Source organism: Rhodococcus sp. JS3073, assembly GCF_026810085.1.
GTDB classification, from domain to species: Bacteria; Actinomycetota; Actinomycetes; order Mycobacteriales; family Mycobacteriaceae; genus Rhodococcus_F; species Rhodococcus_F wratislaviensis.
The window spans coordinates 3,853,853-3,877,998 of sequence record NZ_CP113951.1 but is presented as its reverse complement, the minus strand read 5'-3'; the positions used below and the strand labels follow the sequence as shown (position 1 = coordinate 3,877,998).

Genomic DNA, 24,146 nt, shown 5'->3' with positions numbered 1-24,146 from the left:
CGCCTACAGGCTGTGGTCGCACTCGAGGAGGGCGTCGAGCCAGAGCAACGCTTCGACGAGGGCCTGCATGCGCGTGAGTGCGGTGTCGGCAGGCACGGGCGGCGGGGGATCGGATCCCGCCCGGCGCCTGCTCTGCAGGTGTCGCACGACGGCGGTGAACAGCCACTCGGCCGGCGCGGGCAACTCCTCCGCCAGTTCGGTCGCGTCGTGCACGAGGGGGACGACGCTGATGAAGCTGTCGACGGCGTCGTTGACGCTCGAGGCCGGATCCGCGATGAGATCGGCGATGGTGGTGACGATCCACGACACGACCACGGTGAACGCCGACCGGTCGCTGCCGTGGTCGCACGCGATCCGGGAGATCTCGGGTGCGAGCGCCTGGAAGTCGCGGTCGCCGACCAAGGTCAGGAGGCGACCGCCCAGTTCCGCGCCGTCGGCGCGCTGAGGCCCATCGATCATGGCTGTCCCACGGCAGGTATTCGGCGCCGTGAGGGTTATGGATGGGCCGGTGATCCAACCCCGCCCGGGCGGCTCAGACGTCTGCTGCGCGGTGCGCTCACACCTCTGCCGCGACGGGCGGCTTGACCCCGACCACCGGGCACTGCGCCTCGAGGAGCACGCGCTGGGCGACGCTGCCCATGAGGAGTTTGCCGACGGGGGAGCGTCGCCGCATGCCGAGGACGAGGAGTTCCGCGGCGGAGTCGTAGGACGCGTCGATGAGGTTGTCTGCGTGGGAGCGGTCGGGTTCGTTCCGCGCGATGCGATAGTCGACGCCGGCCGCGTCCGCTTCCTCCCTTGCGGAGTGCAGTTCGGCCCCGAAGCCGGGTGCCGAGGCGCTGTCTCCGTCGGCGATCACCACGAGATCGGTTGCGCGCATGCGGGCTTCGGCGAATCCGAACGCCAGCGCGCCACGACCTTCGATTGTCGGGGCGTAGCTGAGAATGACGCTCATCGTGACCTCGGCTCGAGTACGGGGGTGGTCAGGGTGCCCTGGGCAAGGTATTCGTCGAGGTTCTGCAGGGTGAGAGCCTCCATCGCGGCCCGTGTCTCGGTCGTGCCGCTCGCGACGTGGGGGAGGAGAACGACGGTGTCGAGCGCGAGGAGCGCTTCGGGAACGTGCGGTTCCCTTATGAACACGTCCAGTCCGGCACCGGCGAGCTTGCGTTCGGTGAGCAGCTCGACGAGCGCGTCCTCGTCGACGACACTTCCGCGTGCCACGTTGATCAGGTAGCCGTCGGGTCCGAGGGCTTCGAGAACTTCTCGGTCCACGAGCTTTTCGGTGCCCTTGCCGCCCGCTGCGGCGACGATCAGCACATCGACCCCGGCGGCGAGTGCGGCAGCCGAGCCGACGTACGCGAACGGGGAGCCGGGAACCTCGCGCCGATTGTGGTAGGAGATCGTGCAACCGAAGCCGGTGAGGCGGGTGGCGATGGCGGAGCCGATGCGCCCCAGCCCGACGATGCCGACCCGCGTGCCGCTCACCTGCCGGGTGAGGGGGAAGTTGCCCTCGGCGGGCCAGCGGCCGTCGCGCACGAAGCGGTCGGCGGCGGAGAAGCCGCGGAGCGTGTCGATCAGCAATCCAACGGCGGTGTCGGCGACGCAGTCGGTGAGGACGTCGGGAGTATTGCTCACACCGATTCCGAGTTCCTCGGCGAGCACGACATCGGTTGTGTCGTAACCGACTCCGAAGTGCACGATGGCGCCGAGGTTCGGCAGTTCCGTCATCAGTGCCGCATCGACTCCGGTGCGGCCGGACGTCACGACCGCGGTGACGGACTCGCCGTGCTCGGCGAGGAAGCTGGTGCGGCCGTCGCCCAGCGGGAGGTCGAGTGCGTCGTACTTCTCGAAGAGCGTCGCGGTGAGGGACGGCTTCAGTGGCCCGACCTTCAGGATGCGTCCTCCCGAAACAGTCTGTACAGCAGCTTCTTTCACGGACGACTCTGCGGTCACCATCGTGCCTCCTGACGAGTGGTGGCGCGACTCTCCGCACCGCCGGTTACCCGTACGTTAAGCGGCCCCCGGAATACCTGTCCAACACGTAAATAACATGGATCGATACTCAAACGGCATTGGTTGGCGGCGCGTTGACGTGCGCGGATGCCGAAACTCCCTGTATGCGCCGGTCAGGGGCGTGCGGGGGTGATCGCAGTCTCCTTCAATCGAGCCTGTGACGGCACTCACGAGCCGCTTTGCGCCGTTTCCCCCTGTTGACGCTGCGTCCGCGCCGCTCATAGCGTGTGTCTACCGTCACAGGCGGGCCCTCTTCACTCGCGTCGAGTACGCGACACATCCCTACGGAGGACACCATGAGCCCTGCACGTTCGCTGCAGCAGGGAACCCGTTACCGCGCCGTCGTCGTGGCCACCGCCGCACTGACGGTGCCGGCTCTGGTCACAGGTTGCTCGGTGGCCAATTCGAGCCACAGCGACGCCGCCAGCCCCGACACGTTGCGGATCGTGCTCCCGCAGGAGCCGCCCACGCTCGAACCCTGCGACGCGTCACTCACCTCTACCGGAGTCGTCGTCCGCTCCAACATCACCGAGCCCCTGGTGGAACGCAACGCCGATACCGGCGATCTCGAACCGAAGCTCGCCGACTCGTGGGAGCAGACGTCGGACACGGTCTGGACGTTCCGGATCCGTCCGGGCGTCACGTTCAGCGACGGCAGCGCGTTCGATGCCGAGGACGCCGCCTTCTCGATCGATCGCACCGTCAACTCGACCATCGGTTGCGACGTCGACGGGTACGTCTTCGGCGACGACGCACTCGTCGTGAACGCGATCGACCCGTCGATCGTGACGGTGCAGACCCCGGTCGCCGACCCGATCCTTCCCCTGCGGATCTCGTTCGTGGAGATGGTGCCCTCCACCACCGACGCCCAGGACAAGGTGCGCGATCCGATCGGCACCGGCCCCTACAAGATCGATTACTGGGATCACGGGCAGCGACTCGCGCTGGTCCGCAACGACACGTACTGGGGCACGGCGCCCGAGTACACGCGGGCGATCTACCAGTGGCGGACCGAGGGCAGCGTCCGGGCCGCGATGGTCACCAACGACGAGGCCGAACTTGCCACCTACCTCGGTCCGGAGGACGGCGCGGGCGACCTCGGCGTCGCGTACCCCAACAACGAGACGACGGCGCTGCGCATGATGGCCACCGAACCGCCGCTCGACGACTACCGCGTCCGCGAGGCGATCGACCTCTCCGTCAACCGGGCGGGGATCGTCAAGGCGCTGTTCCAGGGTCTCGGCGAGCCGGCCGGGCAACTCGTCGGCAGCAGCATCGTCGGGTTCGACCCCGACCTGCAGCCGACCCCGTACGACTCCGATCGCGCCGCGCAACTGGTGGCGGAGGCCAAGGCCGACGGCGTTCCCGTCGACAACCAGATCCGTCTGATCGGGCGCACGGGCCAGTTCCCCAAGATCAACGAGACCATCGAGGTCATCCAGAACTCGCTGAGCAAGGCCGGCCTGAACGTGAAGATCGAGATGATGGACACGGCCGGGCAGATGCAGTACCAGATCCGGCCGTTCCCGCAGGGCACCGGACCGATTCTGCTGATGATCCAGCACGGCAACCAGGCGGGTGACGCGCAGTTCACTGTCGACCAGTACATGCGCAGCGACGGATACCAGAGCTACTTCGGCTCGCCCGGATACGACGCGCAGATCGACGCCGCAGAGAAACTCGTCGGCGACGCCCGCCAGGACGCGTTCGCCTCGGTGCTGGCCAACGAACCGAAGGAGATCCGGCAGTTCGCGTACATCGCCCACATGAACGCGGTCCTCGCCAAGTCCCCGACCGTGCAGTACACGCCCAACTCCGCGACCGGCGACGAGATGCGCCTGAGCGAGATGACCCACGCGGACACATCCGCGAACGGCTAACCCTCTTCCCAGCCCCCCGGAGGAACCTGAGATGTCCCAACCGAACCCGATCCGAAGGCGGTGAGTCATGTTCGCCTTCCTGCGCCGACGCGTCTACACCAGCCTCGTACCCCTCCTCGTCGTCCTCTTCGGGGTGTTCCTGCTCGCCCGCCTCACCGGCGACCCGACCAACCTCTACCTCCCGGTCTCCGCGACACCCGATCAGCGCGCCGAGTTCGCCGCCGAGAACGGCCTCGACAAGCCGGTCCTGAGCCAGATGGTCGACTACCTGTCCGGGGTCGCCCACCTCGACTTCGGGGAGTCGCTGCGCACCGGTGAATCCGCCGCGACCATGGCGTTGCGGGCGTTCCCGGCCACGCTGCAACTCGCATTCTTCACGATGCTGCTCGCGATCATCGGCGCCGTCGTGATCGGCTGCTGGGCGGCGTACCGGCCGAATTCGCTCGCCGACCGGATCTCGAGTCTGCTGTCGATGACCGCGGCCAGCATTCCCGACTTCTGGTTCGCCATCACCGGCGTGTGGATCTTCGCGGTGGTACTGGGGGTGCTGCCCACGTCGGGTACCGGAAGCGCGCTGTCGTGGATCCTGCCGATCGCGACCCTGCTGATCCGCCCGCTCGGCGTGCTCACCCAGGTGGTCCGTGGCGCGATGGTGTCGGCACTGTCCGCACCATACGTACGTCTTGCCCGGAGCAAGGGCGCCGGCGATCTGCGCGTCGTCACCCATCACGCGCTCCGCAATGCCGCGGCCCCGGCGCTGACGGTGGCCGGCGATCTCACCGTCGGCCTGGTCAACGGCGCCGTCGTCGTCGAAGCGATCTTCGGGTGGCCCGGCATCGGCAAGCTGATGATCGACGCGATCCTGCAGCGCGACTTCGCGGTCCTGCAGGCGGCGGTGCTCCTGACCGCGGTCAGCATCTTCGTCCTCAACATCCTGATCGACGCGGGCTACGCACTTCTCGACGCGCGTGTCCGTGAGAAGTCCAAGGTCTAGGAGGCCGCCGACATGTCCATAGACAACGCACCCCGCCTGGACGGAGCAGGCGACGTCTATCCGAGCCCCGACGAGACGCCCGCCGTCGCGGCCCCCGTCGAAGAAACCGTTCCGGCGCCGAAACCCTCCCGGAACAAGGCACCGTTGTGGCGACTGCTCCTGCGGGACCGGGTGGCCACGGTCGCGGCGGCCATCCTGGTGTTCGTGTTCCTCGTCGCCGTCTTCGGCCCGTGGCTCGTCGGCGACGCCGCGACGGATCAGAACCTGGACCAGTCCAACCTCGCACCGTTCCACGTGGCGAACGGGTGGATGAACATCCTCGGCACCGACCCGCTCGGACGCAGCATGCTGGCCCGGTTGATCGTCGCGTGCCGCACCACCCTCCTCGTGGCGCTGCCCGCGGTCGCGCTGTCCTGCATCGTCGGGTCCCTCGTCGGCATGTGGGCCGGCTACCACCGCGGCTGGCGGGAGACGACGGCGATGCGCGTCGCCGACGTCATCATGAGTTTCCCGTCGCTGCTTATGGCCGTCGTCGTCCTGTACGTGTTCTCGCCCAGCGCCGCGAACATCGTCCTGGTCCTGGCCATCACCCGCATCCCGATCTACCTCCGCACCGCCCGCGCGGAGTCGGCGGAACTGCAGAGCCGGTTGTTCGTGGACGCCGCGCGCACGTTCGGAGCCCGCAGCGGGGCCGTCATCCGCCGGCACGTGTTCCCCATCCTGCTGCCGACGCTGCTCACCGTCGCCACCCTCGACTTCTGCTACGTGATGCTCGCCGAGTCGTCGCTGAGCTTCCTCGGCATCGGCATCCAGCCGCCCGACATCAGCTGGGGCCTGATGGTGTCCCAGGGCCGGACGTACCTGCAGACGGCGTGGTGGCTGTCGTTCTTCCCCGGGCTCGCCATCGTTATCACCACCGTGTCGGCGACCGTGCTTGCGGCGTGGGCCCGGATCGCCACCGACCCCGCCCAGCGCTGGCGTCTGACCGTCCCGCGGTCGCGTCGCTCCCGGCTGTTCCCCACCCGAAAGGTCGTCTCATGAGTGCATCCGCACCGGCTGTCGAATCGCTCGACGTCGCAGACACCGACCGCGTCGCCCTCGAGGTCGCGGATCTGACCGTCGACCTGCGTACCCCCTCGGGCACGGTCCGGGCCGTCGACCACGTGTCGTTCACCGCGCGGCGCGGGGAGACCCTCGCGCTGCTCGGTGAGTCGGGGTGTGGCAAGTCGATGACCGCGCAGGCGCTCGTCGGCCTGCTCGAACCGATCGCCGACATCACCGACGGTTCGGTCCGGCTCGGCGACGTCGACCTGGTGACGGCGAAGGCCAGGACCCGCCGCACCCTCGCCGCCACCGAACTGGCCATCGTGTTCCAAGATGCGCTGACCGCGCTCAACCCGGTGTACACGGTCGGCAAGCAGCTGGCCGAACCGTTCCGGATCCATCGCGGGCTCTCCGCGAAAGAGGCGCGACGGGAGGCGATCTCGCTGATGCAGCGGGTCGGGATTCCGGAGCCCGAATCGCGCGTCGACTCCTATCCGCACCAGTTCTCCGGCGGCATGCGGCAGCGCCTGCTGATCGCGATGGCCGTCGCGCTGAGCCCGACGGTCCTGCTCGCCGATGAACCGACGACGGCACTCGACGTCACGGTGCAGGCACAGATCATGTCGCTGCTGCGGGACCTGCGCACCGAGCACGACATGGCCGTCATCCTCATCACCCACGACCTCGCCTTGGTCGCGGAGGAGGCCGACCGCGTCGCGATCATGTACGCGGGCAACGTCGTCGAGACGGGCCCGGTCGCCGAGGTCTTCTCCTCGCCGCAGCACCCGTACACCAAGGGCCTGCTCGATTCGGTCCCCGTGCACGCGGTCCGCGGGGAGGACCTGAAATCCATCGGCGGCACCCCGCCCGACCTGCATTCCATTCCGTCCGGCTGCGTCTACCAGGCGCGCTGCCCGCTGGCCCGCGACCTGTGCCGCACCACCCGCCCGCCGCTCGCCGACGTCGCCACACCCGGTCGCCGCTCGGCGTGCCATTTCCCCGAGGAGATCTCTCATGTCTGAGTCGATTCTGAAGGTGCGGGGCCTCACCAAGACGTTCAAGGTGCCGGCCAACGCGGCGGGCAAGAATCAGTTGCGCGCGCTCGACGGCATCGATCTCGACCTTGCCCGCGGCGAAACGCTCGGGCTTGTCGGCGAATCGGGCTGTGGCAAGTCCACTCTCGCCCGTACGCTGATGATGCTCGAGCGCCCGGACTCCGGTTCGGTGACGTGGGACGGAGTCGACCCGTTCTCGCTGAAGGGCAAGGACCTGCTCGCGCTGCGCCGCCGCGTGCAGATGGTGTTCCAGGACCCGTACGCGTCGCTGAACTCCCGGATGTCGGCGGCCGACATCATCGCCGAGCCGTGGCGCACCCATAAGACGATGTACAAGACGAGCCGTGACCGGGCGGCACGGGTGCGGGAACTGCTGCACCTGGTGGGTCTGCGGCCGAGCGACGAGCACCGCTACCCGCAGGAGTTCTCCGGCGGTCAGCGTCAGCGTCTCGGGATCGCCCGCGCCCTGGCGTTGAACCCGAGCGTCGTCATCTGCGACGAACCCGTGTCGGCGCTCGACCTGTCGGTGCAGGCGCAGGTGCTCAACCTGCTGAACGACCTGCAGAAGCAGCTCGGCATCTCGTACGTGTTCATCTCGCACGACCTGTCGGTGGTCCGGCACGTCGCCGACCGCGTCGCCGTGATGTATCTCGGGCGGATCGTGGAGACGGGTGCGACGGACGCCGTCTTCGACCGTCCCGCCCACCCGTACACCGAGGCTCTGATGTCGGCGGCACCGAAACTGGACGCCGCATCCCGGGGCAAGCGGATCATCCTCGACGGTGAAGTGCCGTCGCCGCTGAACCCGCCGTCGGGCTGCCGGTTCCGCACCCGGTGCGCCCACGCGACCGACATCTGCGCGAGCACCGTGCCGCCCGCCGCGGTCGACGAGCGCGAGAGCGGCCACGTCGCCGAATGCCACCACCCCCGGCGTCCGATCGAACTCGGCGTCCCCGTCGCGGTCGGGTGAGCGGGGCAGAGTTCGCGATCATCGCGTTCGCCGTCTTTCTCGCCTCGTGCATGCAGGCGTCGATCGGATTCGGGATGGGCATGCTCGCGGCACCCGTCGTCGCGCTCGTCGATCCGGGCCTGCTGCCCGGGACGCTGATCATGACGGCGACGGTCGTCACGGTGATGGTGGTGTGGCGGGAACGCGACGCCCTCGATCTGTCGGGCACCGGGTGGGCGCTGGCCGGCCGGGTGCCGGGCACGATCGCGGGTGCGTTGCTGCTGGTGGTGCTGCCGGAACGGGGGTTGTCGCTGCTGCTCGCGGCCGTGGTGCTGTCCGGGGTCGTCTTCGCGTCGCTGGGCTGGGCACCGCCGCCGCGGCGCCGGAACCTCGCCGTCGCCGGCGCCGCGTCGGGTCTGCTCGGCACGGCCACCTCGATCGGCGGACCGCCGATGGCCCTGGTGATGCAGGGGTCGAAGGGGGCGCAGCTGCGCGGCAACATGAGCGCGTTCTTCCTGGTGGGCTCAACGCTGTCGGTCGCCGTGCTCGCCGCGACGGGGTCGGTGCACCGCGAGTCGGCGGTGATGTTCCTGCTGTTGATCCCGGCGACGGTGCTCGGCTACGTGGCGTCGAGGTTCGTGAACCGCCACCTGGACGCGGCGCGCCTGCGCCGGGCGTCGATCACGGTCTCCTGTGTCGGTGCGTTGATGCTGATCGGACAGCAACTTCTCTGATGCAGTGTCTGCATCGTTCGATGCTCAACAAGTCTTGGACATGTATCGATCGGGCCACTTAGAGTTTGGGTTGTGAGGCGCCTCACGGGCGTCGCTGCGCTGTGAAGGAAGGTTTCGGAAGATGAGTACAACAAGCACCCCGGTCGTCACCGACATGCGAGTGGTCCCGATCGCGGGCCACGACAGCATGCTCCTGAACCTGTCCGGCGCGCATGCCCCGTACTTCACCCGGAACCTGGTGATCCTCACCGATTCCGACGGCAACACCGGTGTCGGCGAGGTGCCCGGCGGTGAACCGATCCGCCGTACCCTCGAAGACGCCCGTGCGATCGTGACGGGACGCAGCATCGGCGAGTACAACGGCGTTCTCGCCGATCTGCGGCGCACGTTCGCCGACCGCGACGCCGCGGGCCGCGGCAACCAGACGTTCGACCTCCGTGTCGCGATCCACGCCGTCACCGCCGTCGAGTCGGCACTCCTCGACGTCCTCGGGCAGCACCTCGGCGTTCCCGTCGCGGCCCTGCTCGGCGAGGGCCAGCAGCGCGAGAAGGTGCAGGCGCTCGGCTATCTCTTCTTCGTCGGCGACCGCAACAAGACCGACCTCGAGTACCAGTCGGGTGCGGCGGAGTCCGACGACTGGCTGCGCCTGCGGCACGAGGAGGCGCTGACACCGGACGCGGTCGTGCGGCTCGCCGAGGCGGCCCAGGCGCGGTACGGTTTCGCCGACTTCAAGCTCAAGGGCGGTGTCCTCGCACCCCACGAGGAGGCGGCGGCCGTCACGGCGCTCGCCGAGCGGTTCCCCGACGCCCGGATCACCCTCGACCCCAACGGTGGTTGGCTGCTGTCGGAGGCGATCGAGACCTGCCGCGGGCTGAAAGACGTTCTCGCGTACGCCGAGGACCCGGTCGGCCCCGAGGGCAGCTTCTCCGGTCGCGAGGTGATGAGCGAATTCAAGCGCGCCACCGGACTGCCGACGGCCACCAACATGATTGCCACCGACTGGCGCGAGATGGGGCACACCATCCGCTCCGGCGCCGTCGACATCCCGCTCGCCGACCCGCACTTCTGGACGATGAACGGGTCCGTCCGCGTCGCCCAGCTCTGCGATGCGTGGGGCCTGACGTGGGGTTCGCATTCCAACAACCACTTCGACGTGTCGCTCGCCATGTTCACCCACGTCGCGGCCGCGGCTCCGGGCGACATCACCGCCATCGACACCCACTGGATCTGGCAGGACGGTCAACGGATCACCAAGGACCCGTACGAGATCGAAGACGGCTACCTCACCGTGCCGTCGACTCCCGGTCTCGGTGTCGAACTCGACATGGACCGCGTCGAGGCGGCCCACGAGCTGTACCTGAAGAAGGGGCTCGGCGCGCGCGACGACTCGATCGGTATGCAGTTCCTGGTGCCGAACTGGACATTCGACAGCAAGCGCCCGGCGTTGGTGCGCGCCTGATGAAGGTCGTCGTCGGCGACCGGAACCTGCTGCCGCATCGCGAACTGTTCGAGTCGGGACTGCCGTCCGGCGCGACGGTGTCGTGGCATCGGACGTTCGACGAGCCGGCGATCGTCGCCGACCTCGCCGACGCCGACGTGTACGTGGGCGGCCGGTTCACCGCCGCAATGGCGGCCGCAGCGCCGAAACTGCGCCTGCTGCACGTCGCAGGCGCGGGCACCGACAACGTGGCGTTCGCCGCGCTACCCGCGGATACCCTGGTGGCCAACACCTTCCACCACGAGGACTCGATCGCCGAGTACATCGTGTCGGCGGCGCTGATGCTGCGACGCGGATTCCTCCGTCACGACCGCGCACTCCGCGGCGACGTGTGGGCCACATCCGTCTACGACGACGCGATCGCGCAGTCCCGGTCGATGCGGGGCGCGCGGGTCGGATTCGTCGGCTTCGGTCACATCGGCCGACGCTCGTGGAATGTGCTGCGCGCGTTCGGTGCCGAGGGCTGCGCAGTGACCGGGCGGGGAAATCTCGACGCCGCCGCGGAAGGCCTCGGATGGGCAGGAGACAACGCGTCGCTGCTCCGGCTCCTGACGGAGTCCGACGTCGTGGTGGTGTCCGCGCCGCTGAACGATCACACCCGCGGCATGATCGGCGGCGCGGAACTCGACGGGCTCGGCCCCGACGGCATCCTGATCAACGTCGGGCGCGGACCCCTCGTCCAGGAACAACCGCTGTACGACGCGCTGGCGTCGCACCGGATCGCGGCCGCGGCGATCGACGTCTGGTACACCTACCCCGACGCCGGCGGTCACGGCGCCCCGAGCGCGCTGCCGTTCCGCGACCTGCCGAACGTCCTGATGACCCCGCACTCGTCCGGCGTCACCGACCATACGTTCGTCGGCCGCGTCGGCGACATCACCGACAACATTCGCCGGCTGGACACGGGGCAGACGGTCCTGCGCACTGTCCGCCCCGCCTAGCGTGCGTCAGTAGTTACCGCAGGTCTCGGCGATCGTCAGCGCCTTCGCGCGCCACTCGACGGCCGGTCCCTCGGTGGGCACGGTGTCCAGTCGGCTCTTCAGCTGCGGGTGCGCGTCGAGGACGGCCTGGCGGTCGGCCGGGGACTTCGCGAAGAAGTCGGCCAGCTGAGCCTTGCGCTCGGGGGCCTGGTCGAGGCGTGCGGCGAGCTGCGGAGTCACGTCGTGCATCGCCGCATCGATCTGCGCGAAGCTGCAGGTGGAGTTCACGAGGCGGGCGGAGTCGGAGTCGACCGGATCGGCGGAGGCGATGCCCGGGATCACGAGGGCGGCGGAGATCGCGCCCACGGCGGCGATACCGAAGTGCAGACGTGCTCGTGAAACATTCATGACGAGTCCTCCCATGTCGGTTGGTTTGCCGGGGCAACGATAGGGGCCCGAATTGTGACTTTTCTGAGGACCGTCTGAGAATTAGTGCGGCGAACTAGCCTCCGAAGGCTGCACGTCAGCGGCCCACCGATCAGCGTTCGGCGTTCGACAGGTTCGTCGAGCAGATCGAACTCCGGGTCAGCCAGGCGCCGTTCCAGCTGTGTGGGGTCGTCCACAACCCGTGGACGAGGTCGAGGGTGTCGGGCGCTGCGGTGTGACTGTTCATGACTGTGATCCTTTTGTCTCGGGTGAGGGGATGCCACGAGGTGTAGGTATCGAGAAAGGGTGAGCAGGTCATTGCCGAGCTCGACCTTGTGTGTGTCGGTGATGCCGTGCGCGCACCCGGGTAGACCCCGAGCGCGGCGCCGTCGATCCGCCCGGATGACTTCTTGCCACCGATATCGAACGGCACTTTCTGGTCGTCGGGGTTGTCGGCGGTCTGCAGCATGAACGGCGGCACCGCCGAGAGGAGCACGATCTGGGCGACCGGGCCGGTCCCGTGCCGTCCGACGTATCTACTCACCTCACCACCGCCGGTCGAGAAACCGACCAGCGTGGTGTCGTGAAGGTCGAGGTGCTCGAGTAGCGCCGCGAGGTCGATCCGGCGCTTCCCAGCTGTCTGCATTGAGCGGCCACCCGTGGCTCAGGACTCGGGCGGCCGGCACCCCAGTCCTTGTAGAGGATGTCGGTGCCGTCGAGAGTGGTGACTGCCGGTATGCCGTACTCCTCATGAAGACTCCCCGATGAAGAGTGAGTGGTAATGGGAGCGACGGTCCCACCATCGAGCTTTCGGACCTGCGAACCGGCTCAGCGTGCACGCTTCTGATCTGACAGTGCACGCCGGCAGGAGCGGCAGTTCCGGCGGAGTCCAGCGTGCGAATCCCCGCGACCAGGCGATTTGGAATATCGCGTGCGGTTCGCGTAACTTATTCCAAGTCAGAGCGACACGGACACCGACATTCACCACCTGGTGATGCAACGAGGTTGTACGAAGTGCCTGACCAATCCGAAGTTCACCATCGTGTATGGTTGTGCTTCAACCCCGGAATGTCTTCAGCGGGTGCCGGTTTGCGCCGGTCAATCCGATGAGATAAGCTGGAAAAGTTGCCCCGGAGCGGCTGGCGAGTGTGCCAGAAGTGATGGTGTGTGCGTGTTCTTTGAGAACTCAACAGTGTGTCGATGAATGTCAGTGCCAAATGTTTTTGGTACTCCGCATCACGGATTGCTTTCGGGGCCTTCGGGTTTCGGGGTGTTGGTGGTGTGGGTATTTGCTGGCTCTTCTCCTTCTTCCGTCGGAGGGGGGTCAGTGTTTGAAATGCTAGTTTGAGTTTTTGATTGCTAGTGATTTGACTCGATGTCTATGACTGATTGGCAGGTTCGCCTGTGAAATCTAGAGTCTTCAACGGAGAGTTTGATCCTGGCTCAGGACGAACGCTGGCGGCGTGCTTAACACATGCAAGTCGAGCGGTAAGGCCCTTCGGGGTACACGAGCGGCGAACGGGTGAGTAACACGTGGGTGATCTGCCCTGCACTTCGGGATAAGCCTGGGAAACTGGGTCTAATACCGGATATGACCTTCGGCTGCATGGCTGAGGGTGGAAAGGTTTACTGGTGCAGGATGGGCCCGCGGCCTATCAGCTTGTTGGTGGGGTAATGGCCTACCAAGGCGACGACGGGTAGCCGACCTGAGAGGGTGACCGGCCACACTGGGACTGAGACACGGCCCAGACTCCTACGGGAGGCAGCAGTGGGGAATATTGCACAATGGGCGAAAGCCTGATGCAGCGACGCCGCGTGAGGGATGACGGCCTTCGGGTTGTAAACCTCTTTCAGCAGGGACGAAGCGAAAGTGACGGTACCTGCAGAAGAAGCACCGGCCAACTACGTGCCAGCAGCCGCGGTAATACGTAGGGTGCAAGCGTTGTCCGGAATTACTGGGCGTAAAGAGCTCGTAGGCGGTTTGTCGCGTCGTCTGTGAAAACTCGAGGCTCAACCTCGAGCTTGCAGGCGATACGGGCAGACTTGAGTACTGCAGGGGAGACTGGAATTCCTGGTGTAGCGGTGAAATGCGCAGATATCAGGAGGAACACCGGTGGCGAAGGCGGGTCTCTGGGCAGTAACTGACGCTGAGGAGCGAAAGCGTGGGTAGCGAACAGGATTAGATACCCTGGTAGTCCACGCCGTAAACGGTGGGCGCTAGGTGTGGGTTTCCTTCCACGGGATCCGTGCCGTAGCTAACGCATTAAGCGCCCCGCCTGGGGAGTACGGCCGCAAGGCTAAAACTCAAAGGAATTGACGGGGGCCCGCACAAGCGGCGGAGCATGTGGATTAATTCGATGCAACGCGAAGAACCTTACCTGGGTTTGACATATACCGGAAAGCCGTAGAGATACGGCCCCCCTTGTGGTCGGTATACAGGTGGTGCATGGCTGTCGTCAGCTCGTGTCGTGAGATGTTGGGTTAAGTCCCGCAACGAGCGCAACCCTTGTCTTATGTTGCCAGCACGTAATGGTGGGGACTCGTAAGAGACTGCCGGGGTCAACTCGGAGGAAGGTGGGGACGACGTCAAGTCATCATGCCCCTTATGTCCAGGGCTTCACACATGCTACAATGGCCGGTACAGAGGGCTGCGATACCGTGAGGTGGAGCGAATCCCTTAAAGCCGGTCTCAGTTCGGATCGGGGTCTGCAACTCGACCCCGTGAAGTCGGAGTCGCTAGTAATCGCAGATCAGCAACGCTGCGGTGAATACGTTCCCGGGCCTTGTACACACCGCCCGTCACGTCATGAAAGTCGGTAACACCCGAAGCCGGTGGCCTAACCCCTTGTGGGAGGGAGCCGTCGAAGGTGGGATCGGCGATTGGGACGAAGTCGTAACAAGGTAGCCGTACCGGAAGGTGCGGCTGGATCACCTCCTTTCTAAGGAGCACATCTCCAATGTTGTTGTCACACAGGTGCGCAACGGCTTGGCAGAGACCGTTTAGTCCTCATCAGTAGGGCTGCGGACGCTCATGGGTGGAACACTGACAAACTTTCCCGCGGCACGGCCGATCAGATGATCGGCCGGCGGGTGATATATCGATGCACTGTTGGGTCCTGAGGGAACACGCGAGTGTTTTTTCTAGGCAAGAACTTACAAGTGATCATGGTGGTCATACCGGCTGGGGTTTTCCTGGTGTTCGGTGGCGACGAGGACATGGTTGGTTGTGTGTTGTTTGAGAACTGCACAGTGGACGCGAGCATCTTTGTTGTAAGTAATGAAGAGCGTACGGTGGATGCCTTGGCACCAGGAGCCGATGAAGGACGTAGGAGGCTGCGATAAGCCTCGGGGAGCTGTCAACCGAGCTGAGATCCGAGGATGTCCGAATGGGGAAACCCAGCACGAGTGATGTCGTGTTACCCGCACCTGAATATATAGGGTGTGTGGAGGGAACGTGGGGAAGTGAAACATCTCAGTACCCACAGGAAGAGAAAACAATAGTGATTCCGTGAGTAGTGGCGAGCGAAAGCGGAAGAGGCTAAACCATGGATGTGTGATAGCCGGCAGGTGTTGCATTCGTGGGGTTGTGGGGTTCATCTTGTCAATGCTGCCGTGTTGGCCGACAGTAAGAAATCATTGTGTTAGTGGAAGTGGTCTGGAACGGCCTGTCGTAGAGGGTGAGAGTCCCGTACACGAAAACATGATGACTGTCGTGATGGAAACCCAAGTAGCACCGGGCCCGTGAAATCTGGTGTGAATCTGTCGGGACCACCCGATAAGCCTGAATACTCCCTGGTGACCGATAGCGGACTAGTACCGTGAGGGAAAGGTGAAAAGTACCCCGGGAGGGGAGTGAAATAGTACCTGAAACCGTGCGCTTACAATCCGTCAAAGCCTTTGCACACTTCGGTGTGGGGGGTGATGGCGTGCCTTTTGAAGAATGAGCCTGCGAGTTAGTGGCATGTCGCGAGGTTAACCCGTGTGGGGTAGCCGTAGCGAAAGCGAGTCCGAATAGGGCGTTTTAGTGGCATGTTCTAGACCCGAAGCGGAGTGATCTACCCATGGCCAGGTTGAAGCGACGGTAAGACGTCGTGGAGGACCGAACCCACTTAGGTTGAAAACTGAGGGGATGAGCTGTGGGTAGGGGTGAAAGGCCAATCAAACTCCGTGATAGCTGGTTCTCCCCGAAATGCATTTAGGTGCAGCGTCGCGTGTTTCTCACCGGAGGTAGAGCTACTGGATGGTCTAGGGGGCCCACAAGCTTACCGAAATCAGCCAAACTCCGAATGCCGGTGAGTGAGAGCGCGGCAGTGAGACTGCGGGCGATAAGGTTCGTAGTCGAGAGGGAAACAGCCCAGATCGCCAGCTAAGGTCCCTAAGCGTGTACTAAGTGGAAAAGGATGTGGGGTCGCGAAGACAACCAGGAGGTTGGCTTAGAAGCAGCCACCCTTGAAAGAGTGCGTAATAGCTCACTGGTCAAGTGATCCTGCGCCGACAATGTAGCGGGGCTCAAGTACACCACCGAAGCTGCGGCATTCACACAATGCACCCCCTTGATTCTGCGGAGTCTTGGGCAGTGGTGTGGATGGGTAGGGGAGCGTCGTGTGGCCATGGAAGCGGCGGGGTGACCCAGCCGTGGAGGCCACACGAGTGAGAATGCAGGCATGAGTAGCGAAAGACGAGTGAGAAACTCGTCCGCCGAATGACCAAGGGTTCCTGGGCCAGGTTAATCCGCCCAGGGTGAGTCGGGACCTAAGACGAGGCCGACAGGCGTAGCCGATGGACAACGGGTTGATATTCCCGTACCCGTGTGAACGCGCCCCTGGTGAATCAGTGATACTAACCATCCTGAAGCGTCCTTACGCCCCTTCGGGGGCCCTGGATGTGGATGCATGGGACCTGATCTGGTAGTAGCCAAGCGATGGGGTGACGCAGGAAGGTAGCTGAGCCAGTCAGTGGTAATACTGGTGTAAGCCTGTAGGGCGAATGGTAGGCAAATCCGCCATTCATTAAGCCTGAGAGGTGACGCATAGCCGAATGAGGCGAATTCAGTGATCCTATGCTGCCGAGAAAAGCCTCTAGCGAGCTTTCACACGGCCCGTACCCCAAACCGACACAGGTGGTCAGGTAGAGAATACTAAGGCGATCGAGATAACTATGGTTAAGGAACTCGGCAAAATGCCCCCGTAACTTCGGGAGAAGGGGGGCCTCGTCCGGTGATCACTCTTGCAGTGTGAGCTGGGTGGGGCCGCAGAGACCAGTGAGAAGCGACTGTTTACTAAAAACACAGGTCCGTGCGAAGTCGTAAGACGATGTATACGGACTGACGCCTGCCCGGTGCTGGAAGGTTAAGAGGACCGGTTAGCCACTTCGGTGGCGAAGCTGAGAATTTAAGCCCCAGTAAACGGCGGTGGTAACTATAACCATCCTAAGGTAGCGAAATTCCTTGTCGGGTAAGTTCCGACCTGCACGAATGGCGTAACGACTTCTCAGCTGTCTCAACCATAGACTCGGCGAAATTGCATTACGAGTAAAGATGCTCGTTACGCGCGGCAGGACGAAAAGACCCCGGGACCTTCACTACAGCTTGGTATTGGTGTTCGGTTCGGTTTGTGTAGGATAGGTGGGAGACTGTGAAGCGCTCACGCCAGTGAGTGTGGAGTCGTTGTTGAAATACCACTCTGATCGTATTGGACCTCTAACCTCGGACCATGATCTGGTTCAGGGACAGTGCCTGGTGGGTAGTTTAACTGGGGCGGTTGCCTCCCAAAATGTAACGGAGGCGCCCAAAGGTTCCCTCAGCCTGGTTGGCAATCAGGTGTCGAGTGCAAGTGCACAAGGGAGCTTGACTGTGAGACTGACAGGTCGAGCAGGGACGAAAGTCGGGACTAGTGATCCGGCACCGGCAAGTGGAAGCGGTGTCGCTCAACGGATAAAAGGTACCCCGGGGATAACAGGCTGATCTTCCCCAAGAGTCCATATCGACGGGATGGTTTGGCACCTCGATGTCGGCTCGTCGCATCCTGGGGCTGGAGTAGGTCCCAAGGGTTGGGCTGTTCGCCCATTAAAGCGGCACGCGAGCTGGGTTTAGAACGTCGTGAGACAGTTCGGTCTCTATCCGCCGCGCGCGTTAGAAACTTGAGGAAGGCTGTCCCTAGTACGAGAGGACCGGGACGGACGAACCTCTGGTGTGCCAGTTGTTCCACCAGGAGCACCGCTGGTTAGCTACGTTCGGAAGGGATAACCGCTGAAAGCATCTAAGCGGGAAGCCTGTTCCAAGATGAGGTTTCTCACCCCCTCGAGGGGGTAAGGCCCCCGGCAGACCACCGGGTTGATAGGCCAGAACTGGAAGTCCGGTAACGGATGCAGGTGACTGGTACTAATAGGCCGAGGACTTACCACAAAGAAGCTACGCGTCCACTGTGCAGTATCTGAAACAACACACACGTTTCAGAACAGAAGAAAGAAGAACACCACCAACAACACCGGTTGTTGTGTGTCTTCGCTGATGTTCCGTGTGACAGTTTCATAGAGTTACGGCGGCCATAGCGGAGGGGAAACGCCCGGTCCCATTCCGAACCCGGAAGCTAAGCCCTCCAGCGCCGATGGTACTGCACCCGACAGGGTGTGGGAGAGTAGGACACCGCCGAACATCCGTTACCGAAAGCCCCCCAACATTGTTGGGGGGCTTTCGGCATTCCCAGGCACGAACACCCGTGTCGCACATGCTCTTTCGCCCCGACGCACCGCCGGCAGACGGTCAATCGGTCGGTCGATTCCGGCAGCCACCGCCAATCGCGTGAAGTCATGCCGACGCGTCGCGGAATCGACGCGTGAAATGCGTTCGGAGACCGCAGTCGAGGCGCCGGCTGGCGACAGCAGGGATCTGTGAGGTTCGACTCGATGTCGAGGCGAAGTCGCGAGTGATCTTCGGAATCAGCCATTGCACCGGCCGCCAGTGGTGGTACGGCGTCCCCGCCCGATACTCATACGGACCGGAGACCCTGCCGATCCGCAGGGTCCGGTCGGCGCTATCTCGTGCACGAAGCGGTACAGGGTGCCGGCGGAGGCTGCGTTGCTGGATTGCTCATCGGGGTAGGCGCTGGCCACGGCCGAACGGAAGGCGTCGCGGGTCGCGTCGACGACTTGAAGGTCACCCATCTCGTCCCAGCCGACGCGAACCACGCCGTCTGATAGTGGATCGATATCGGCTGATAGTGGATCGATATCGGGACGGTTGTGTGGATTCCCCAGTAGTCGACCACGCCGATCCCTTGATCCGTTGAACGTCGATCGACCCTCAACTTATCCGGTCGACCTGGCGGACGCGCACCTTACGAAGGTGCGTGGCGCCGCTGTTCAGGCCTGGTCTCGGCTGCACGAACCTGAACGCCGGTTGACCTGTCGTTGTCTCAGAACAATGTCGGCTCGGCGTGGCTTCCTTCCCGTGCTTCGCGGACGCGGGCGCTCCACCGCTGGACGAGCCACATCTCGACGAGTTCGGGGCTGGTGCCGATGTCGGTGGCCCACCGGGTGAGGAGTTCGACGTAGCGGTCGTAGCGGCGTCGGGTGAAGCCGGTGACGGAGGGGTCTTCGAGCCAGCCCTCGTGGATGAGGGTGGACACCCCGAACTGGTCGATCAGCTGCGCGCGCCCGCCGTTCGTCGATGCGTGGGCGGCCCACAGGAATGTTGCCATCAGGGACACCCCGACACCGGGGGTGTCGGGCCACCCGGACCAGGATCCTCCCGGTTGGTCGTGGAGCCGGCGGTCGCGCACACAAGTGTCGAGCACCGTGAGGGTCTTGGCTAGCGGGCTCTCGTCGGGGCGGGTGAGGTGCGGGTTGTGGACGTCGGGGAAGCGGCGCATCGACTTCCGGTTGCGGTGGCTGCCCTGCCAGGCGGCGCAGAGAAAGAGCAGTCCGAGCGAGTCGTGGTCGGTATCGACGAGGTCGGTGCCGATGCGGAGGTCGTTGCGCTGCAAAGTCGCTCGGCCGCCCTCGACGATCCGCCCGTCCAGGTCGCGTCCGCGCAGCCGGATGTCGTGGCCGGCGCGGTCGAGGTGGTCGTTCCACCAGCCGAGGTCCACCTCTACGCCGTCGTCGAGGACGTGCAGGTCGTAGCTCCTGAGCTGGCACCACTGCACACACGCTTTCGGCGGCGTGAATCCCTCGTCGAGTCGTGACATTGCGCCATCCTGACACCGGACACCGACATGCAGCATCGGCCGACCCTGAGCCGTAGCGAAATCCTCTGCACGGACGATAGTGAGAACAGATCCGCGATTGGACGCGGAGCTGATACCTGGGTTTTGCGCGGCTTGCTGCTGTCTTGTGCGGGCGAGACCCACTCGAATCCGGAGACTGCTTGTGAAGAGGATGTTTATTGTTGCAGCGCTCGCGCTGCTCGCCCCGTACGGATCGGTGGCGTGTGGCAGTGATGGCAACGCCGAACAATCCACGCCGGCTGCGTCGACCACTTCCTCGGTCGCTGCGACGACGACGGACTCCACGCCTGTCCCGTCGTCGAGCCCGACTCCGGAGGTCGTGCCAATCACCTTCGAATGTGGCGACCTGTCTGTCTACGAATCAGGGACAGCGTTGTACTCCGACGGAACCACCGGGTACGAGGCGGTGTGTGACACGTACGTGCCGTCTACAACGGAAGCGCCGGCGAAGGTCCTGATGTACTGCGACTACCCGGGGACCGCGGTGTACACCGACGGGACCTCATCAGGCACCGACCCGGCATGCGCGACTATGCGCGCCGAGACGGAGGCGCGCGAGAACGCCAACACGAACCCGAATCCTGGCGGTGGCTACCCCTACGACCCCGAGGAGGACCGGAACGGCGACGGGGTCGTGAACGGGTACGAGCGGTGCGGTGTTCGGTGCGGCAAGGCACCGACCAGTGGGGATATTCAGACGCAACACGGCTGCGAGGAGGGGTACATCAGCCGGGAGATCTGCGAGCAGTACGGCTGGTGACGAGAAGGGTGAGGTGACGGTGGCCAAGTCGAACGAAACCCTGCAGTTTCTGGACGCGGTGCTCGCGCTCGGACGGCACGTTCTCGGAATCCCGGCGAACATACGAGCATCGATCGCGACGGGGATTGCGGCGGAGATGAACACGCGGGTCGAGCGCCAGCTCCGAGAGATGCCGGTCGATTCGTTGCGCGGGGCGTTGCCGAAGGGTACGAGGCTGGGCGGACTCACGGGGTCGTCGCTGCGGACCGTCGCCGACATCGCGCGGGTGGCGCCGCAGACTCTGGCCACTGTTCCGGGCGTCGGGCAGCGGTCGGCCGCTGCGATCCACGCCGAGGCGCTGGCGCAGCAGAATCGTGTCCTTTTTCCGGCGTCGGCGACCACTGCGTGTTCAACGCTGCAACGGTGAGCTCACCCAGTTCCAAGCCAGACGACTCCCCGCGCTGCCGAGACTCGGTTCCGCCTCGATGCGGATACGAGGACACTGGCAGACACCGCGATCCTCACCTCGCTGCTGACTCTGCGCCGGGTGGAACCGGCGACGACGTTGGAGGACCAGGTCGAGACGTTCCGACCGGACTGTACGCCAGCGGCGACTCGGGCTGGGCGGCAAGTGACGTTCTCAAACGGCCCCTCGTCGTACAGTGCCATGAACCACCACCGGGCGGGCGCGCCTCGCCTCCCGGTGGGCGCCCTCCCGGCGAGGGCATCGTCGCGGTCATATGCACCCGGAGACTGTCGACTCCGTCAGATGGTGGCGAAATCCTTCTCCACTATCCAGTCACGGGCGACGACGGCGGTCTCACGCCCATTGTCGTCCACGGTCACTTCGCTTCCCGGATGTATGTCACGCCGAATGCCCACCTGGCGGAACTCCTGGCGGGTACTGCCGAAGTCGAACCAGCCACCTTCTTGCTTCTGAAAGATGTCGAGGCCGCGGCCGAGGTTGATGCGCCATCCGTTGTCCGTGCGGATCCAGTGATCGTGGCCGCCAGGGTCTTTGGCCACCTCAACCTTGATGCCCTGTTGGTCAGCCCCCTGAATGATCTGACCAAGCATCTGTAACTGCTTCCTCTGGTACTCGGGATCGGCTTCGAGCAGGGTGAACAGTTTGAACGTCGCCTCGTCGGCGGGGTCTTTGGCCGAGGCGATCAATGCGAGCAACTCGACGAGGTTCCCACCTTGGTGGCTCATCCGGATGTAAGGATCGTGCAACTCAATTTCTCACGCCTCGCAGGTACGGCATGAGGAGAGTCTCGCTCGCAGGTACGGCATGAGGAGAGTCTCGAAGGAGATACCACGCTGATTCTCGACGAAGTCCCGCTGACCCTGGAACAGCTCCTCCTTGACCGGGACCGGGACAACCGCAGCCTCCGAGCCGGCCGCATCCGGCGTGGGGCCAACCGGATCGGCGGGCTCCTCATCCTCGCCCGCAGCGCCGCGGCGACCGCGGTGATAATGCCCGGGATACTCGTCCTCGTCCAGCGTGGTGACGGCCGTCCACTCACCCGCGAGCGACTGGTAGCCGAACTTCACCGCAACCATGGTGTCGTCCAGGCGCAGGATCTGGTCCTTGACGCGCTTGCGGCCCTCGATCGCGAAACGCAGGATCTCCTCGATCTCCTCAGCGCTGGCCTGCTCGTGCGGGTAGAGCAGCTTCATTAGGCCGGAGAAGGTCTTGTGGATGCCGTCGCGGTCGCGGGTGGAGATGTCCGAGCCGAGTGTGAAGTACCGCTGGTAGCGATAGGAGTAGTCGCGGTTTCGCATCGACTTGAGGACTTCGGCGATGTAGTCGACGACGAAACCGTAACCGCTGGAGAATATCTCGCCGCGGATTGTGTCGACCTCCCAGCCGGGAATGTAGAAGTGCAGCCGGTCGAGGTAGGCCGAGTCGTGGTAGCTCTCGGGGAGCTCTGAGTGTTTGAGCACGCCACATACGTTCCGTCAGGCCGGAAGCTCTTCACTACCCTCGCCTTCGCTCATCCAAGCGAAGGCGGCGTCCACTGCACCCTCGTCAGTCCCAAGGATCTGCAGCCCCGCGCACACGAGCGAATAGAGCTGATCGACCCATGCGTTTGCGAGCTCGACGTTGCCTCCGTAGCTCAACGAGAGGCTGGGGATCTGATGCATCCCATGGAGCACGTTCAGGCACGGTTCCATCGCATGTGTCTCAACCGACCACCATTCCGAATGAGCGACACCGCTGGCGAGTGAATACGCCTGTCGGTAGAAATCCAGCAAGCCAGCTTCTTCGGCCATCACGCGAATCGACTTGCCTTCTGCGAAGGTGTCGCGGGTGTCGACGATCCGGTGATCGAGCACGTCATCGTTATGACTCAGCCGCTTCAGTTCATCGACACTCTCGCGAAAGCCCGCGGTTCTCGCTTCGTCGGGTAGCTCGTCCGCGATTCGCGAGTAGAGCTTCGCCTTGCCGGCTCCGTATTCTTGAAACTGTCGATAGATGGCTGGGTCCTCCTGCGCCATCCAATGGAGGTAAATCTTTGTCTCCACCAACATCCGTCCGATGTGCGCACCGTGCTCAACGCACCACAGATCTGGAGCGCCCAGCACCGCAATGACATCGCGCCCGGCGCGGGTCACAAGCCCCGAAACGACCTCCTGCCGTTCATTCGCGTGGAGGTTGGCCGGGGCGGTCTCCAGCGCCTCGACGAAGCTGCTGAGCAAATCCATGGTGAACCGACGCAGGTTTTCACTGCCCTCGGGCGTCGACTGGGCTGGACGGCCAGAAGGGGCCTCAACCTCCAACACTTCAGTACCTGCGTCCTGCGCGTCGTCGATCTCCCGCTTTCGGATACATCTCGACGTCATCGAGTTCACTCCCCAGAACACGCGTGCCCACTCGATCGCTGCATCGAAGTGGTTTGGGTCATCGACCTGAACCATCGCCTTGTGTGCGCCCCACATTGCCCGCACGGCCGAGTCAGCCGCTGCACGTTTGGTTGGCTCGCCTGGATAGTCCTTGAGCAAGTCGATCGTGTCGGCGCTCGAGCTGAACGTTCCGGCCTGGACGGTGCTCCATGTGCGGAAGCACTTCAGTAGCGCCTCGCGATGGTCATCCTGCATGACACCGAGCACCGCATCTCGGATGAGCTCGAGATCCTGTTGTTCGAGCGGTGTGACCTCGACGTCGCCGACAAGCCATCGGGCCGGAAGGTACGGGTAGGACGCCAGCGCACCTCGAACCCCTTCAGAAAGAAGGCCACGGCGTCTCGCCTCGTCCACGACGATCGCAGATGCGTCGGGAAATCTCTCAACCAGTACGGCTAGATGAGTTAGTCGTCCATCGAGCGTCTCCGCTACCCATCCGTCCTCGTCATGGTGAGCGAGCCGCTCCTGCACAGCCTCCTGCCACTTCACGAACTGCCGGACACTGTCGTTACCCGACTCGACCAGGACGAGTGCAGGCCAAAGGAGATCGGGAAGGTCGTCCTTGAGCCAGTTCGCGACGCTCAGTACACCTGTAGCAGCGAGCGGGGATTTGTAAACGCGTCCCCTTCTCACATGGCCCGCCAGCGGGCCCGAGTGCTGGTTTGGCTTCGGGACGTTCACGTGCTGAACTTACCTTCAGGTACCGACAACGCTGGCTGACCGCAAGTCTGCACGGAGGCATTCCGTGCCACCAGCGGACTGGTG

General features: G+C 64.2%; 19 protein-coding genes and 3 rRNA genes. 13 read left to right on the top strand and 9 right to left on the bottom strand.

The window, feature by feature from the left end:
• Nucleotides 1-3: 3 nt before the first annotated feature.
• The 3 genes from OYT95_RS17545 to OYT95_RS17535 form a co-directional block, all read right to left on the bottom strand.
• Nucleotides 4-459, bottom strand: coding sequence for a hypothetical protein (locus OYT95_RS17545; RefSeq protein ID WP_268792063.1), 456 nt, complete (start codon nt 457-459; stop codon nt 4-6).
• Nucleotides 460-556: 97 nt separating this feature from the next.
• Nucleotides 557-952, bottom strand: coding sequence for a universal stress protein (locus OYT95_RS17540; protein ID WP_268792062.1), 396 nt, complete (start codon nt 950-952; stop codon nt 557-559).
• Nucleotides 949-1,953, bottom strand: coding sequence for a 2-hydroxyacid dehydrogenase (locus tag OYT95_RS17535; protein ID WP_268792061.1), 1,005 nt, complete (start codon nt 1,951-1,953; stop codon nt 949-951). Before OYT95_RS17535 ends, OYT95_RS17540 begins: the two co-directional genes overlap by 4 nt.
• A 353-nt stretch (nt 1,954-2,306) precedes the next feature.
• On the opposite strand from OYT95_RS17535, the gene OYT95_RS17530 reads away from it, so the two are divergent.
• The 8 genes from OYT95_RS17530 to OYT95_RS17495 all read left to right on the top strand — a co-directional run bounded on the left by OYT95_RS17530 (nt 2,307) and on the right by OYT95_RS17495 (nt 11,105).
• The gene (locus OYT95_RS17530) at nt 2,307-3,890 is read left to right on the top strand and encodes an ABC transporter substrate-binding protein (protein ID WP_268792060.1); all 1,584 of its coding nucleotides are present in this window, start codon (nt 2,307-2,309) and stop codon (nt 3,888-3,890) included.
• Nucleotides 3,891-3,957: 67 nt separating this feature from the next.
• Nucleotides 3,958-4,884, top strand: coding sequence for an ABC transporter permease (locus OYT95_RS17525; RefSeq protein ID WP_037236243.1), 927 nt, complete (start codon nt 3,958-3,960; stop codon nt 4,882-4,884).
• 12 nt (nt 4,885-4,896) lie between these two features.
• A complete protein-coding gene (locus OYT95_RS17520) occupies nt 4,897-5,925 on the top strand; it encodes an ABC transporter permease (RefSeq protein WP_128640371.1) in 1,029 nt (342 codons plus the stop codon).
• Nucleotides 5,922-6,950, top strand: coding sequence for an ABC transporter ATP-binding protein (locus tag OYT95_RS17515; protein WP_128640370.1), 1,029 nt, complete (start codon nt 5,922-5,924; stop codon nt 6,948-6,950). Before OYT95_RS17520 ends, OYT95_RS17515 begins: the two co-directional genes overlap by 4 nt.
• Nucleotides 6,943-7,953 carry an ABC transporter ATP-binding protein gene (locus tag OYT95_RS17510; protein WP_037236252.1) on the top strand — a complete coding sequence of 337 codons (1,011 nt, stop codon included), beginning with the start codon at nt 6,943-6,945 and terminating at the stop codon, nt 7,951-7,953. Before OYT95_RS17515 ends, OYT95_RS17510 begins: the two co-directional genes overlap by 8 nt.
• Nucleotides 7,950-8,666 (top strand): sulfite exporter TauE/SafE family protein, encoded by a 717-nt coding sequence (locus tag OYT95_RS17505; protein WP_268792059.1) that lies wholly within the window; start codon nt 7,950-7,952, stop codon nt 8,664-8,666. Before OYT95_RS17510 ends, OYT95_RS17505 begins: the two co-directional genes overlap by 4 nt.
• A gap of 121 nt (nt 8,667-8,787) precedes the next feature.
• A complete protein-coding gene (gene gudD / locus OYT95_RS17500; protein ID WP_128640368.1) occupies nt 8,788-10,125 on the top strand; it encodes a glucarate dehydratase in 1,338 nt (445 codons plus the stop codon).
• Nucleotides 10,125-11,105, top strand: a complete 981-nt coding sequence (locus tag OYT95_RS17495) for a 2-hydroxyacid dehydrogenase (protein ID WP_268792058.1) — start codon at nt 10,125-10,127, stop codon at nt 11,103-11,105. Before gudD ends, OYT95_RS17495 begins: the two co-directional genes overlap by 1 nt.
• 6 nt (nt 11,106-11,111) lie before the next feature.
• Here OYT95_RS17495 and OYT95_RS17490 read toward each other — a convergent pair whose 3' ends face one another.
• Both OYT95_RS17490 and OYT95_RS17485 read right to left on the bottom strand, forming a co-directional pair.
• Entirely contained in the window at nt 11,112-11,492 is a 381-nt protein-coding gene (locus OYT95_RS17490; RefSeq protein ID WP_265146857.1) for a hemophore-related protein, read from the bottom strand.
• Between the two features lie 130 nt (nt 11,493-11,622).
• A complete protein-coding gene (locus tag OYT95_RS17485) occupies nt 11,623-12,156 on the bottom strand; it encodes an alpha/beta fold hydrolase (protein ID WP_268792057.1) in 534 nt (177 codons plus the stop codon).
• Nucleotides 12,157-12,930: 774 nt separating this feature from the next.
• Here OYT95_RS17485 and OYT95_RS17480 point away from each other — a divergent pair.
• The 3 genes from OYT95_RS17480 (at nt 12,931) to rrf (ending at nt 18,162) form a co-directional block, all read left to right on the top strand.
• A 16S ribosomal RNA gene (locus OYT95_RS17480) occupies nt 12,931-14,449 on the top strand.
• Nucleotides 14,450-14,778: 329 nt separating this feature from the next.
• Nucleotides 14,779-17,913 (top strand): 23S ribosomal RNA (locus OYT95_RS17475).
• A gap of 132 nt (nt 17,914-18,045) precedes the next feature.
• Nucleotides 18,046-18,162 (top strand): 5S ribosomal RNA (rrf, locus tag OYT95_RS17470).
• Together the 16S, 23S and 5S rRNA genes form the textbook arrangement of a ribosomal RNA operon.
• A 760-nt stretch (nt 18,163-18,922) precedes the next feature.
• Here rrf and OYT95_RS17465 read toward each other — a convergent pair.
• Nucleotides 18,923-19,696 carry an 8-oxoguanine DNA glycosylase OGG fold protein gene (locus OYT95_RS17465; protein ID WP_268792056.1) on the bottom strand — a complete coding sequence of 258 codons (774 nt, stop codon included), beginning with the start codon at nt 19,694-19,696 and terminating at the stop codon, nt 18,923-18,925.
• Nucleotides 19,697-19,793: 97 nt separating this feature from the next.
• Here OYT95_RS17465 and OYT95_RS17460 point away from each other — a divergent pair, with 97 nt between their 5' ends.
• Both OYT95_RS17460 and OYT95_RS17455 read left to right on the top strand, forming a co-directional pair.
• Nucleotides 19,794-20,495 (top strand): hypothetical protein, encoded by a 702-nt coding sequence (locus OYT95_RS17460; RefSeq protein WP_268792055.1) that lies wholly within the window; start codon nt 19,794-19,796, stop codon nt 20,493-20,495.
• A 19-nt stretch (nt 20,496-20,514) separates the two neighbouring features.
• Nucleotides 20,515-20,901, top strand: coding sequence for a helix-hairpin-helix domain-containing protein (locus OYT95_RS17455; RefSeq protein WP_268792054.1), 387 nt, complete (start codon nt 20,515-20,517; stop codon nt 20,899-20,901).
• A 338-nt stretch (nt 20,902-21,239) separates the two neighbouring features.
• Here OYT95_RS17455 and OYT95_RS17450 read toward each other — a convergent pair whose 3' ends face one another.
• From OYT95_RS17450 to OYT95_RS17440, 3 genes are read right to left on the bottom strand one after another with little or no spacing between them, the layout of a single operon-like run.
• Entirely contained in the window at nt 21,240-21,686 is a 447-nt protein-coding gene (locus OYT95_RS17450) for an MIT C-terminal domain-containing protein (RefSeq protein ID WP_268792053.1), read from the bottom strand.
• A gap of 30 nt (nt 21,687-21,716) precedes the next feature.
• Nucleotides 21,717-22,421 (bottom strand): BREX system Lon protease-like protein BrxL, encoded by a 705-nt coding sequence (locus tag OYT95_RS17445; protein WP_268792052.1) that lies wholly within the window; start codon nt 22,419-22,421, stop codon nt 21,717-21,719.
• A gap of 15 nt (nt 22,422-22,436) precedes the next feature.
• Nucleotides 22,437-24,062, bottom strand: a complete 1,626-nt coding sequence (locus tag OYT95_RS17440; protein ID WP_268792051.1) for a DUF5677 domain-containing protein — start codon at nt 24,060-24,062, stop codon at nt 22,437-22,439.
• Nucleotides 24,063-24,146: the final 84 nt, after the last annotated feature.